General features: G+C 73.3%; 12 protein-coding genes. 3 read left to right on the top strand and 9 right to left on the bottom strand.

The features are described 5' to 3' along the window. Positions 1-12: 12 nt before the first annotated feature. Both ACIBSW_RS02415 and ACIBSW_RS02410 read right to left on the bottom strand, forming a co-directional pair. Entirely contained in the window at positions 13-1,368 is a 1,356-nt protein-coding gene (locus ACIBSW_RS02415; RefSeq protein ID WP_354728975.1) for a hypothetical protein, read from the bottom strand. Positions 1,369-1,376: 8 nt separating this feature from the next. Next, positions 1,377-2,003: a DUF4126 domain-containing protein gene (locus tag ACIBSW_RS02410; RefSeq protein WP_354728977.1), complete on the bottom strand. Its 627-nt coding sequence runs from the start codon at positions 2,001-2,003 to the stop codon at positions 1,377-1,379. Between the two features lie 57 nt (positions 2,004-2,060). Here ACIBSW_RS02410 and nucS point away from each other — a divergent pair, with 57 nt between their 5' ends. After that, positions 2,061-2,720, top strand: coding sequence for an endonuclease NucS (nucS, locus tag ACIBSW_RS02405; protein WP_354728979.1), 660 nt, complete (start codon positions 2,061-2,063; stop codon positions 2,718-2,720). Here the strand turns inward: nucS and ACIBSW_RS02400 are convergent. The 3 genes from ACIBSW_RS02400 to ACIBSW_RS02390 are packed head-to-tail and all read right to left on the bottom strand — an operon-like array spanning position 2,717 to position 6,376. Then, the gene (locus ACIBSW_RS02400; RefSeq protein ID WP_354728981.1) at positions 2,717-4,216 is read right to left on the bottom strand and encodes a DUF6297 family protein; all 1,500 of its coding nucleotides are present in this window, start codon (positions 4,214-4,216) and stop codon (positions 2,717-2,719) included. The genes nucS and ACIBSW_RS02400 overlap by 4 nt on opposite strands. Beyond that, positions 4,213-4,860, bottom strand: a complete 648-nt coding sequence (locus ACIBSW_RS02395) for an ABC transporter ATP-binding protein (RefSeq protein WP_354728983.1) — start codon at positions 4,858-4,860, stop codon at positions 4,213-4,215. The genes ACIBSW_RS02400 and ACIBSW_RS02395 overlap by 4 nt, the downstream gene beginning before the upstream one ends. Before the next feature lie 22 nt (positions 4,861-4,882). Next, positions 4,883-6,376 (bottom strand): aldehyde dehydrogenase family protein, encoded by a 1,494-nt coding sequence (locus ACIBSW_RS02390; RefSeq protein WP_354728985.1) that lies wholly within the window; start codon positions 6,374-6,376, stop codon positions 4,883-4,885. Positions 6,377-6,432: 56 nt separating this feature from the next. Between ACIBSW_RS02390 and ACIBSW_RS02385 the strand changes: the two genes are divergently transcribed. Together ACIBSW_RS02385 and ACIBSW_RS02380 are read left to right on the top strand one after the other, a co-directional pair. Then, positions 6,433-6,762, top strand: coding sequence for a hypothetical protein (locus ACIBSW_RS02385; protein ID WP_354728987.1), 330 nt, complete (start codon positions 6,433-6,435; stop codon positions 6,760-6,762). Then, positions 6,755-7,570 carry an alpha/beta hydrolase gene (locus ACIBSW_RS02380; protein ID WP_354728989.1) on the top strand — a complete coding sequence of 272 codons (816 nt, stop codon included), beginning with the start codon at positions 6,755-6,757 and terminating at the stop codon, positions 7,568-7,570. Before ACIBSW_RS02385 ends, ACIBSW_RS02380 begins: the two co-directional genes overlap by 8 nt. A gap of 10 nt (positions 7,571-7,580) precedes the next feature. Here the strand turns inward: ACIBSW_RS02380 and ACIBSW_RS02375 are convergent, their stop codons facing one another. The 4 genes from ACIBSW_RS02375 to mce form a co-directional block, all read right to left on the bottom strand. Continuing rightward, positions 7,581-8,732 (bottom strand): AI-2E family transporter, encoded by a 1,152-nt coding sequence (locus tag ACIBSW_RS02375; protein ID WP_404799195.1) that lies wholly within the window; start codon positions 8,730-8,732, stop codon positions 7,581-7,583. A 128-nt stretch (positions 8,733-8,860) separates the two neighbouring features. Beyond that, on the bottom strand, positions 8,861-10,303 hold the full coding sequence (locus ACIBSW_RS02370; protein WP_354728991.1) for a Laminin subunit beta-1: 1,443 nt from the start codon (positions 10,301-10,303) through the stop codon (positions 8,861-8,863). 239 nt (positions 10,304-10,542) lie between these two features. Then, on the bottom strand, positions 10,543-11,832 hold the full coding sequence (locus ACIBSW_RS02365) for a DivIVA domain-containing protein (protein WP_354728993.1): 1,290 nt from the start codon (positions 11,830-11,832) through the stop codon (positions 10,543-10,545). A 280-nt stretch (positions 11,833-12,112) separates the two neighbouring features. After that, complete coding sequence (mce, locus tag ACIBSW_RS02360) at positions 12,113-12,565, bottom strand: methylmalonyl-CoA epimerase (protein WP_354728995.1); 453 nt, start codon at positions 12,563-12,565, stop codon at positions 12,113-12,115. Positions 12,566-12,660: the final 95 nt, after the last annotated feature.

The raw sequence follows: 12,660 nt of genomic DNA, 5'->3' as shown, positions 1-12,660 counted from the left end.
CGCTATCGAAGGTCACCGCACGGGTTCTCGGCGGGCGCCGCCGCCGGCGCCGGCCAGCCAGCGCGGATCGGTCCTCACCAGGTCCCGCCAGAGGTGCGCGGCCACCATGTTCGCCGCCTCCGTCCGCCAGCGGTGCAGCGAGCGCCGGGGCACGTAGCGGCGGAACCAGTCGATCGCCCGCCGCGCGTCCCGGTCCAGCCCTTCGGGCTGCGACCGCCGCCGGTACGGCCGCAGCCCCAGCACGCAGCAGTAGTAGAGGGTGTTGAAATACCGCCACTCCTCGGTGGTCCCGAACGCGCCGGCCGGCTTGAGCCGCAGCACGTGCTCGCTCAGCACGGCCCGCAACTCCGCGGCCCGTACCAGCGGCTGCTCGGCCACCCCGGGACCGCGCGCGGCCAGCCGCCGGTCGACGGTCGGCAGGTCGATGAGCGGGTTGCGCAGCAGCCGGCCCACGTCGCCGAAGTCCTCCAGCGCCCGCCGGGTCAGCCGCTGGAACTCCGCCGCGTCCAGGGCGATCATCCGGTGCCGCTCGCGCCGCCGGGGCAGCGCGTCGGCGGCCAGCAGCAGCGCGGCGCGCTCCTGCCGCAGCCGCTCGTCGCCGACGAACGCCAGCCGGTCCAGCACCGCCCGCAGCTGCCCGGCCAGGCCGACCGCGCTCACCACCATCGCCACCAGCACGAACTGCAGCAGGGTCACCGCGCCCAGGCCGGGCGCGGCGAGCATGGTCAGCACGGCCGGGCCGCCGCAGAGCAGCAGGGCCGCCGCCGCGGCGAGCAGGGCGCGGCCCAGGCCGGGCTGCAGCCGCTCGCCCGCGTCGACCGCGTCGGCGACCGCGACGAGGAAGCCCATCAGCAGCAGGTCGAGGCCGATCGCGGCGAGCACCAGGACCGGCGCGCCCAGGTCGATCGGGGCCAGCACGACGACTAGGCCGAGCGCGTGCAGCGCGGCCGCGGCGGCCAGGGCCGACGGCAGCGCGGCGGGGCGCACCCGCTCGCGGTAGCGCATCAGCAGCACCATCGCGCCCGCCAGCGGCGCGAGCGCGACCAGCTTGCCGACGCCGGGCAGCACCGCGGCCAGCGCCAGGAACACCGCCGCCAGGAACGGCCAGCCGCGGTTCGCCGGCCGGTACTCCGGCGCGTCGCGGGGCAGCAGGCCGGCGGCCACGCCCGCCCAGAACAGGGCCGGCACGCAGAGCAGCAACTGGGCCAGCGCGGAGGCCGGGCTCAGCGTCCAGGCGACCATCGCGACCGCGTACGCGATCAGGGCGGCGGCGGAGCGCCACAGCAGCGGGCGGGTGGGGTCACGCCCCACCAGATAGCAACCCAGCCACCAGGTCAGGGCGAAGGCGGGTACTGCGATCGCGGGCACCGCAGCAGTCAACCAAACAGACGCTCGGTACCGACACCCTCTAATGGCCTCGGTTCCCGCTTTCGCCGCTTTCGCCGCCTGATCACCCGCCAGCCGGCGAAAAGCATCAGCAGGAGTCCGAAGAGGACGAGCACCGGAAGCAGGATCGCCAGCACCGACAGCAGCACGCTGCCGATGTCCTCGGCGGTGCTGGCCACCGGCGCGCCGAGGCCGGCCGTCGAGGCGTTCACCACGGGCCGGGACGCCGCCTTCACGCCGTGCACGCAGAGCGCGATGATCACACCCGCCGCGACGGGCACCCACTGGTGCGAGCCGAAGAACGAGCCCGGGTTGGACACGGTCACCGTCTCGGACGCCGAGCCGGCCCCGAACGCGAGCCCGCCGGCGGTCGGCCGGATCACGGTCTGCACGACGTCGTTGGCGTGGTCCAGCACCGGCACCTTGTCGGCGACCACCTCGACGGCGAGCAGGAGCGCGAGGATGCCGAGCGCCCACCCGCCGGAGAGCCACTGCCAGCCGCCGGGCAGCTCGATCAGATCCGTGTAGCGGGCCAGTAGACCCATCGTGAGCAGGGGGATGTAGGCATTGAGTCCGGCGGATGCCGCCAGGCCGGTACCGGTGAGCGCTTCGAGCACATCATCAGCATGGCACCGCCACGCGAGCCCGCCCGGTGCGGCGGCTACCCTCGTCGGGTGCGCCTGGTCATTGCGAAATGCTCCGTGGACTACGTCGGCCGCCTCTCCGCCCACCTGCCGCCCGCGGTGCGGCTGCTGATGGTCAAGGCGGACGGCTCGGTCTCGATCCACGCCGACGACCGCGCCTACAAGCCGCTGAACTGGATGAGCCCGCCCTGCAAGCTGCGCGAGGCGGACGGCGTGTGGCGGGTGGTGAACAAGGCCGGCGAGGAGCTGCGGATCACCCTCGAGGAGATCTTCCAGGACACCTCGTACGACCTGGGCGTCGACCCCGGCCTGGTGAAGGACGGCGTCGAGGCGCATCTGCAGGAGCTGCTCGCCGCGCACCCGGAGACCTTCGGCGAGGGCTGGACCCTGGTCCGCCGCGAATACATGACCGCGATCGGGCCGGTGGACCTGCTCTGCCGCGACGCCGCCGGCGGCGCGGTGGCGGTCGAGATCAAGCGGCGCGGCGAGATCGACGGCGTCGAGCAGCTCACCCGCTACCTGGAGCTGATGAACCGCGACCCGCTGCTCGCCCCGGTGCAGGGCGTCTTCGCGGCGCAGGAGATCAAGCCGCAGGCCCGGGTCCTGGCGACCGACCGCGGCATCCGCTGCGTGGTCGTCGACTACGACCGGCTGCGCGGCATGGAGCGCGACGAGCTCACGCTCTTCTAGCGGCCGCTCAGCTCGACCCGGTCCTTCTCGGTGGTCCCGCTCACGTACGCCCGCGCGCCGAGCGCGGCGACCCCGCCCTGCACCGCGACACCGGTCCAGGTCAGCGGGGTGCCCTGGGCGATCTGCACCACCGTCGGCAGGCCGAGCAGCAGCACGTCGAGCCCGGCGAACGCGCTGATCGCCGGCCCGGTCGAGAACGATCCCATCGGGGTGTCCAGCGGCAGCAGTCCGTTGTCGACGAAGCCGACGCGCGCCTTGCGGACGGTCGCGGCCGCGCCGGCCGGGCCGAGCACCAGCCCCAGCGCCCACCACGGGCCGGCCGGCAGGTCGCCGAGGCCGTGCAGCAGGGACAGGGCGGCCGAGTACCAGAGCGCGGCCAGCACGCCGGGCACCCAGAGCCGCTGGATCACCGCCTGCCGCGAGCTCAGGCCGAGCAGGCGCAGCAGGACCGGGTTGCCGGCGTCGGTGCGGACGTTCGCCGCGGCCGCGCCGCCGGCCACACACCCGCCGACCAGCACGGCGACGGCCAGGATCCACCCCGGCGCGTGCGCCAGCAGCGCCGGCAGGGTGGTGGCGCCGGCCAGCAACAGCAGCCGCCGCGGCCGGCGGCGCAGCAGGATCAGATCCTGAGCCACCAGTACGGGCACCCGGGTCCACAGGCGCCGCGACCGCAGCCGGCGCCGTGCCCAGTACCGCCGCTCGACCATCTCCGTCACGAACGACGGCTCCACCCCGAACGCCGAGTCGAGCAGCGTGCCGGCCGTCTTGGACGCCTCGAGGATCCGTTCGTTCGGCGTACGCGCGAGCCGGCGTACCGCGAAAAGGAAGAAGGCGGTCACGACCACCGCGAGCGCCGCGGTGACGGCGGGCACGACGCCGCCGGCGGGCCAGCCGGCGGGCGCGCTCGGCGCGGAGACGGCCGAGTCGACGACCAGCCCGGCCAGCCCCGCCGCGGCCAGCAGGTAGGCCGCGTCGTCCGACCAGGCCGACCAGGGGCGGTCCGCCTGCGCGTCCAGCGCGATCAGCAGCAGGGCGCCGCCGAGCAGCGCGCCGGTCAGCGGCAGCAGCGCGTCCGGGCCGGGCACGGGCCGCGCGGCGACATGCCCGAGCACGGCGAGCCCGCCGAGGGCGCCCGCGAGCGCCGCGCCGAGCGCCGCCGCCCAGAGCGAGGGCAGCAGCAGCCGGCGGCGGCTGACCGGGGCGGTGAGCAGCCAGGACGCCGCCGGGCGGCTGAGGCCCAGCGGGCCGAGCCGGCGCAGCGCGAGGTAGAGCCCGCCGACGATGACCAGGCACAGCGCGCCGCCGGCCAGCGCGGAGGCGTTCGGGGCGGCCGGCCAGAAGATCGCCGCGAGCTGCCGGTGCAGCATGCCGCCGACGATGGCGACGAACAGCACCGCGAAGTAGAAGTTGCCCAGCGTCTCGCCGCGCTCGCGATGCGCCGACCGGGTCCGGCGCACCCAGCGCCGGACGCCGCCGACGGAGACGGTCGTGGTCACCGCGCCTCGGCGGCGTGCAGGTCGGCCATGCTGATCGTGGTGGTGCCGGCCGCGGCCGCGAACGCGTCGTCGTGGCTGGCGATCAGGGCCGTGCCGCCGCCCGCGAGATAGTCGCGCAGCAGGCCGGCCACCATCGTCCTGGCCTGCGGGTCGAGGCGCTGCTCGGGCTCGTCCAGGATCAGCAGCCGGCTCGGCCGCAGCAGCACGAGGGCCAGCGTGAGCCGCTGCTTCTGGCCCGAGGAGAGCGAGGGCGGGATGACGTCGGCGTGCCCGGCGATGCCGAAGCGTTCCAGCATGTCGTCGAGCCCGGCCGTCTCCGGCGTCAGCCCATGCGCGCGGCAGACGAGTTCGCCGTGCTCGCGCGCGGTGAGGCCCGGATACCAGGTCGGTGGCTCCACAGTGGTGACGACGGCGCGCCAGAACTCCGGTGTGGAACCGGGCGGCCCGCCGAAGATCTCGATCTCGCCCGCGTCGGGGCGTTGCAGGCTGGCGACGCAGCGCAGCAGCGTCGACTTGCCGATGCCGTTCTCGCCGGTCACGCAGACGCCGGCGCCGACGGGCACGGTCAGCGCGACGTCCACCAGGACCGGCGCGGAGCCGTAGCTCACCGACAGGCCGCGGACCTCGATCGCGGAATGATCCACCGGCCGACGCTAGCAAACGGGGTCACGGGCGGCGGCCGTACAGTAGCTTCACCGCCTTGACGATGCGCTGCACCTGCGCCGGGGTGCGCTCGAAGGTCATCGAGGGCAGCAGCGAGGGCCCCCGGCGCACGCTGATCGACTTGGCCCGGCCGAACTCGCGCAGCCCGTCGTCGCCGTGAATGCGCCCGAAGCCGGAGTCGCCCATGCCGCCGAAGGGCAGGTTGGCGTTGCCGACGAAGCTCAGCGTGGAGTTCACGGCGACCATGCCGGCGCGCATCCGCCGGGCGATCCGGACGCCGTTGGCCTTGCCGAACACGGCGCCGCCCAGCCCGTACGGCAGCGAGTTGGCCTTGGCGATCGCCTCGTCCGCGTCGGCGACCCGGGTGATGGTCAGCGTCGGCCCGAACGTCTCCTCGCGGATCGCGGCCGAGTCGTCGGGCACGTCGACCAGCACGGTCGGCGCGACGTTCGGCGGCTGCACCGCGTCGGCGCCGCCGAGCACCGCCGTCGCGCCGGAGGCGAGCGCGTCGTCGATGTGCCGGCGGATGATGTCGACCTGGCCCGGCATCGTGATGGGGCCGATCTCCTCGCCCAGCCGGAGCTTGCCGGCCTTCTCCACGACGGCGGCCACGAACGCGTCGTAGACCTGCGTGACGGCGTACGCCCGCTCGATGCCGATGCAGGTCTGCCCGGCGTTGGTCATCGCGCCCCAGACCGCGGCCTCGGCCGCCGCGGCGACGTCCGCGTCGGCGTCGACGATGAGCGCGTCCTTGCCGCCGGCCTCGAGGATGACCGGGGTCAGCGTCTCCGCGCAGGTGGCCATGACCCGCTTGGCGGTGGCCGTCGAGCCGGTGAACGCGATCTTGCCGACGCCGGACCGGCACAGCGCGGCGCCGACGTCGCCCAGCCCGTGCACCGCCTGCAGCACCGGCTGCTCGGGCACGACCTCGGCGAACGTGTCGACCAGCCACTGGCCGACCGCCGGGGTGTACTCGCTGGGCTTGAGCACGACGGCGTTGCCGGCCGCCAGCGCGCCGCTGATCGGCCCCAGCGGCGTGAGGATCGGGTAGTTCCAGGGGCCGATCACGCCGATCACGCCGTACGGCTGGTACTCCAGGTGGCCGGCGTGCTCGGCGACCAGCAGGCGGGTCTTGACCCGGCGCGGCCCGAGCACCCGCTTGGCGTTGCGGGCGGCCCAGTCCACGTGCTCGATCGCGGCGATGGCCTCGATGATCGCGTCGGTGGCCGGCTTGCCCGTCTCCGCGTGGGTCAGCGCACCCAGCTCCTCGATCCGCTGGACGAGCAGGGCCCGCCAACGCAGCAGCCGCGTCTTGCGGCCGTCGAAGCCGAGGCCCGCCCACCAGGTGGCCGCCTCGCGGGCCCGGTCGACCGCGGCGTCGACCGCCTTGTCGTCGCTGACGGGCACGCGTCCCGCCTCGACGCCGGTGGCGGGGCTGGTCGAGATGAGGAAGCCGTCCTCGACCACGGGCAGGCCGGGAGTGCGGGTAGCCGTCATGAACGTGAGTGTAGGTCGCATTCGGTGCCCCGTGCCTCACACGTACGCTTGATTTCGTGAGTCCTCGCCGCAACCGCCCCCGGCGGTCCGAGCCCTCCGCGCCCTACGGCGGCGAGGGCGCCCGCAAGGGCGTCGAGGGCATCCAGCAGTATCAGGACGGCGAGTGGATGGTCCGGTCGATCTTCGGCGGGGCGGCGGTCAAGGCGTACCGGTGCCCCGGCTGCACGCAGGAGATCCGCCCCGGCGTCGCGCACATCGTGGCCTGGCCGGTCGACGACCGCGGCGACGAGAGCGACCGGCGGCACTGGCACACCGGCTGCTGGCGGGCGCGTGACCGGCGCGGCCCAACCGTGGAGCGCTCGCGCAACGCGCCGCGCTATGGGTGAGGATGGGGACGTGACCAATCAGATCCGTGCAAACTCCGTGCTGCCCGCGCGCCGGCAGGACATCGAGCTGCACACGGCCGACGGCCTGACCCTCGTTGGCGAGCTTGTCCGCCCCGAGACGGGCGAGCCGGTGGCCACGCTCGTCTGCCTGCACCCGCTGCCTACACACGGCGGGATGATGGACAGCCACGTCTTCCGCAAGGCGGCCTGGCGGCTGCCGGCGCTGGCGGGGATCGCGGTGCTGCGCTTCAACACCCGGGGCACGTCGAGCGTGCGCGGCACCAGCCAGGGCGAGTTCTCGGCGGGCGAGGGGGAGAGGTACGACGTCGCGGCCGCGATCGAGTACGCGGAGTTCCTCGACCTGCCGAACATCTGGCTGCTGGGCTGGTCCTTCGGCACCGACCTGACCCTGATGCACGGCCTCGACCCGGCGGTCGCGGGCGCGATCCTGCTGTCGCCGCCGCTGCGTTTCTCGTCCGAGGAACACCTCGCGGCCTGGGCGGCCGACGGCAAGCCGGTGACCGCGCTGGTGCCGGAGTTCGACGACTACCTGCGCCCGGCGGAGGCCGCGGAGCGCTTCGCGGCGATACCGCAGGCGGAGGTGGTCGGCGTGCCGGGCGCCAAGCACCTCTGGGTCGGCGACGCGGAGACCGTGCTCGACGAGGTCGTGCGCCGGGTGGCACCGGGCGTCGAGGTGCCGCTGCCGCGCGAGTGGGCGGGCGCGATGGAGTCCGGCGACATGAACGCGTACGCGGACCGCACGGTGGCGGCGTTCTCCGACGTGCCGGTGCCCAAGCCCGGGTCATGAGGCGGTCGGGCTACTTCTCCTCCATGCTGGGGTTCACGACCTCGCGGATGATGAGCTGGACCGCCGCCACCACCGGGATGGCGATCAGCGCGCCGATGACGCCGAACAGCCCGACGCCCAGCAGCGCCGCGGTCACCGCCGCCACGTCGCTCACCTTCACCGACGTGCGCATCACCCTCGGGTAGATCAGGTAGTTCTCCACCTGCTGGTAGATGACGAAGAAGACGATGCAGACGATGCCGGTCGTCAGCGAGTCCGCCAGCCCGACCAGGCTGACGATGATCGCGCCCAGCGTCGCGCCGATCTGCGGGATCAGGTCGCAGACCGCGACCACCACCGCCAGCGCGAACGGGTACGGCAGATCGACGATCGTCGCGAACACGAACGTGCAGACGCCGGCCAGCACCGCGATCGCGATGGCACCCACCATGTACGCGCCGACCTTGCCGAGGATCTCGTCGCTCAGCAGCCGGACCCGGTCCCGCCGGGAGCGGGGGACCAGGGAGTACGCGCCCTCCTTGATCCGGTCGAAGGCCGCCATGAAGTAGATGACCAGCACCAGCACGGTCAGCACGTTGAAGATCGTGCCGAAGAGCAGCTTCGCGCCGCCGACCACGCCGCCCAGCGCGTCCGTCACCGTGCCCGCGTCCACGGCGCTCTGCACCTTGTTCACGATGTCGTAGCGCTGCACCAGGTCGTTCACCGTCGCGTTGCGCTGGAGGCTCTCGATGTAGCCCGGCGCGTTCTCGACCAGCTCGGCGGTCTGCGTGACCAGCGGCGGGATCAGCGCGAACACGCCGCCGCAGAGCAGCAGCACGATGGAGAGCGTCAGCCCGGTCACGGCCAGCCATCGGGGCACGCCCCAGCGGCGCATCCGGGTGATCGCCGGGTTGAGGCCGATCGCCAGGAACATCGCGATGAAGATCAGCACCAGGATCGAGGCCGCGTTGCGCAGGCCCAGGAAGATCCCGTACGCGGTGATCAGCCCCAGCCCGCCCAGCAGTCCGAACAGGAACGGGTTGCGCCGGTTGAGCGGCGGCCCGGGCCGGCCGAACTCGCCGGAATGCTCGGCGACGGCGTCGTCGGCCGGCGCGGCATCCTCGGCCGGCGGCTCCACCGCTTCGGTGTCCGCGTCAACCGGGCCGGAATCGTCGGCCGTCACCGGTACCTCCCATACATGCACGACGGGGGCCCGGGCAGAGGTCGGCGACCGGTGCGGCGCAGGACGCCCCGGCGCAATTTATCGGTACCGGCCGGTGCCCGCCACCCGGTTGTCCGAACCCGTGCTGCTCAGTCCGCGTCGACGCCGACCCGGCTGTCCGCCGGGCGAGGGGTCACCTTGGCCGAGGCGGTGATCTTCGCGGGCGCGGGCGAGGCGGGCGCGGCGGGCCCGGAGGTCGCGGCCGACTCGGGCGCCGCGTGCTGTCCGACCGAGGTCATGGGCGAGGGCGACTGCGTGCCGACGTGTGCCTGGCCGGCGGCCGGGGCGGCCGGCGCCTCGTCCTCATCGTCCTCGTCGTCGTCCGGGGCCGCGGCGGCCGCGAGCACCGCGGCGGCGGCCAGCTCGGCGACCCGCTTGGCCTCCTTCTGCACCTGGCGGCGCACGTCGCTGGCGCGGCGCTCCGCGGCCTCCCCGGCGCGCTTGGCCTCGGCGACGTGCTCGAGCTCGGCCTCGAGCTCCTTGGTCACCTCGGCCAGGCGCTGCTGCACGAGCGCCTCGTCCTTCTCGGCGGCCTCGGCCCGCTCCTTCGCCGCGGCGACCTTCCGCTCGGCCTCGGCGACCTCCGCGTGGGCGGTCTCCAGGTCCTGCCCGGCCCGGTTGATCTTCTCCTGCTGTGCGGAGATCTCCTTGCGGGTCGCGGTGGCCTGCTCGTCGGAGCGGCGCAGCACCTCCTCCGCGTACTTGTCGGCCTCGCTGCGCAGGTCGGCGCACTGCTTCTCGACGCTCGAGCGCATCTGGGTGAGCTCCTGGGCGACGGACGACTTCAGCTCGGTGCGCTCGCGCTCGGCATCCGTGCGCAGCTTCGCGACGTCCTGCTGGGTCTTGGCGCGGAGCGCCTTCATCTCCTGGTCGGCCTGCATCCGGGTCGACTTGACGTAGCCGTCGGCCTCGGCGCGGGCTCGCTGCGCCTCCTGTGCGGCCTGCTCGCCGAGCTGCTTGGCCTCGGCGCGGGCGCGGGCGAGCGTCGACTCGGCCTCCGCGCGCATCTGCTCGGCGGCCTGACGGCTGGTGGCGACGGCCTTCTCCGCGGCGGCCCGCCGGGCGACGTCGGCCTTCTCCTCCTCGGCGCGGCGGGCGGCAAGCGTGATCTCGAAGTCGCGGAAGCCGTCGTGGGCGTGCGCCTCGGCCTCGCCGCGGATCCGCTCGGCCTCGGCGAGGCGGGCGGCGATGTCGTCGGCGGCGGCGCGCTTGATGTCCGCGGCTACCTCCTCGGCCCGGGCGAGGATCTCCTCGACCTTCGGGCCGAGGTGGCGGAACGAGACCTCGGCGCCGAGGCCGGGCTGGCGGCGCGCCTGGGCGGCCTCCTGCTGAAGCCGGTCGATCTGCCCGGCCATCGCCTGCAACTGCGAGTAGGCCTGCTCCCGCTCGGTCGCCAGGGTGGCTATCTCGCTCTCGGCGCGCGCTACGTAGCGTTCGACCTGCTTCTTCTCGTAACCCCGCAGGGCGGTCTCGAAGCTGGGCTCGGAGGCTGCGTCTCCACCGAGACCGAAGATTTCCCCGCCGTGCGACATGCTTTCCATCCTCACATACGCATCGTCCCGTGACGTGTCGATACACACCGCCTGGCGGGAGTAAGCGTCTCGTTGTGATTTGTCGGTGTTCAGGTGCTCAGGCTACGTAAGAAAACGAACGGGCCGCACCGGAGGGAGCTCCGGTGCGGCCCGCAAACGCCTACGCACCACCGGCCCGGTTATATCAACCGTTACCCACGCCAAAGGGTGGCGCAACCGGTGACCGAGTGGCAAAAAACTCAGCTCGTCTTGGCGCCCGCCTCGGACTTGGCGGCCTCGGGCGCCCGCTGCGGCGGGGTCTCGGCCTTGGCCTCCGCCTGCTTGATGACCTCGGCGGCCTGCGCCGCGGCCCCGGGCGTCGGCACCAGGCCGGACAGGCCGGACAGCATCTGGCCCAGCTGGTTGGTGACGGCGTCCTTCTGCCGGGTCAGGTCCTCGACCTCGCGCTTGGCGGCCTGCGTGGTGAGCTCGGCCTCCGTGCGGGCCGAGCTGAGCATGCGGCCGGCCTCGGCGCGGGCCTCGGTGACCGTCTTCTCCGCGAGGGCGCGGGCCTTCTCGACCGTCTCGACGGCGTTGCGCTCGGCCTCGACGCGGCGGGTCTCGGCGCGCTGGCCGATCTCCTTGGCGCGCTCCTCCGCGGCGCGGGCGCGCTGCTCGGCCTCGGCCACCATCTTCTGGGTGGCGTTGACCTGGGCGGCGTGCCGCTGTGACTCCTCGCGCTCACTCTTCTCCCGGCGCTCCGCGGTCTCCAGCGCGAGGGCCTGCAGGTCCTTGTCGCGCTTGTCGCGGGCGTCGGTCAGCATCTTGGTCGCCTCGGCGCGCTTCTCCTCGGCCTCGCGGGCGGCCTTGGCGCGCAGCTGGGTGATCTCCCGCTCGGCGGTGGCGCGCAGCGAGGCGACCTCACGCTCCACTGTCGACTTGAGCTCGGCGACCTCGTGCGCGGTGACCGTGCGCAGCTGCTTAGTCTCGCGGTCGGCGTCGGAGCGCAGCGTGTCGGCCTCGCGGCGGGCCTGCACCCGGTTCTCCGCGGACTCGCGCTCGGCCTGCGTGCGGACCTGCCCCGCCTCACGCTCGGCGGTCGCCTTCATGGCGGCGGCCTCGGCGCGGGCCTTGTCGGTGATCTCGCGCGCCTCGAGCCGGGCCGCGGAGAGGATGCCCTCGGACTCCCGCTTGGCCTCGTTGCGGTGATCGTTGGCCTGCTCTTCGGCCAGCCGCAGGATCTGCTCGACCCGGGTGCCCAGCCCGGAGAGGGTCGGCCGGTTGTTCTCCTCGAGGAGCTTGGTGCTGTCGGCCAGCTTCTGCTCGAGGGCGTTGAGGCGCTGCTCCGCCTGGCGCAGCCGGCGCTGCGCGTCGTTCATCCGCTGCTCGGCCTCACCGCGGGCCTGCTCGGACTGGTTCAGGGCGGCGACGAGCCGGCCGAGGTGACCATCCACCTGGTGGCGGTCGTATCCACGCAGGACGACGGTGAAGTCGTGCTGCGAATTTGCGGTCTCGAAAAACGCGAGATTGGCATCCTGCTGCTGGGGCATTGGGACATACTGGCAGACCCCCCAGGGGGCCACGCAAGAGCGTACGGGCCTGGTATTCCGGCCTAAGATCACCTTCGGCGTTGCCACCGGGGCCCTGCGTCAACCGTTCGGAGGGCACCGCGGCGAATCCGTCCGCAGAGCGTTGTCGCGCCACTACCTGCTGTGCTGTCCGAAATCGGAGGTTCGTCGCACGGGGTCGCCGGGTGGCGCTCCTCGATGGTGACGATCCTGCCAGGCCCCGGGGCCGGCGTCAGGACGTTTCACCCGCAAGGCTGACGAATCAGGCGGGCTGGACCAGCTCCACGAGCACGCCGCCGGCGTCCTTCGGGTGCACGAAGTTGATCCGCGAGCCGGCCGTGCCGCGCTTCGGCTCGTCGTAGAGGAGCCGGAGCCCCCGGGCGCGCAGCGCCGCGCTGGTCGCCTCGACGTCGGCGACGGTGTATGCCAATTGTTGAAGCCCGGGTCCGCTGCGGTCGAGGAACTTGCCGATCGCCGAGTCGGGCCGCAGCGGCGCGAGCAGCTGGATCCGCGCGCCGGTGCCGTCGTCGCCGGCGGCCAGCATCGCCTCGCGTACGCCCTGGTCCTGGTTCGTCTCCTCGTGCACGCAGCGCATGCCGAACATCTGCGAGTAGAAGGTGATGGCCTCGTCCAGGTCCGGGACCGCGATGCCGACGTGGTCGACGCGGAGCAGGCCGACCTCCGGCAGGGAGTCAAGGTCGCGAAGTGATTCCATGTCGGAGAGTGTGACATTCTCGCGGCGATCCCCGATGGGTAACGGTTCGGCGCCGGGCTAGGCTGACCCTAACCATCGTTCAGGTGCCGCGCCGG

It is taken from the genome of Actinoplanes sp. NPDC049668, from assembly GCF_044465445.1.
In the GTDB taxonomy this organism is placed as follows: Bacteria; Actinomycetota; Actinomycetes; order Mycobacteriales; family Micromonosporaceae; genus Actinoplanes.
This window is presented reverse-complemented; position numbering and strand designations above follow the sequence as displayed.

Bases quoted from the DNA above. Each gene is read 5' to 3' on its own strand.
- ACIBSW_RS02390 (WP_354728985.1), bottom strand. From the start codon at position 6,376: ATGACGGCTACCCGCACTCCCGGCCTGCCCGTGGTCGAGGACGGCTTC.
- ACIBSW_RS02380 (WP_354728989.1), top strand. From the start codon at position 6,755: ATGGGTGAGGATGGGGACGTGACCAATCAGATCCGTGCAAACTCCGTG.
- ACIBSW_RS02370 (WP_354728991.1), bottom strand. From the start codon at position 10,303: ATGTCGCACGGCGGGGAAATCTTCGGTCTCGGTGGAGACGCAGCCTCC.
- ACIBSW_RS02365 (WP_354728993.1), bottom strand. From the start codon at position 11,832: ATGCCCCAGCAGCAGGATGCCAATCTCGCGTTTTTCGAGACCGCAAAT.
- mce (WP_354728995.1), bottom strand. From the start codon at position 12,565: ATGGAATCACTTCGCGACCTTGACTCCCTGCCGGAGGTCGGCCTGCTC.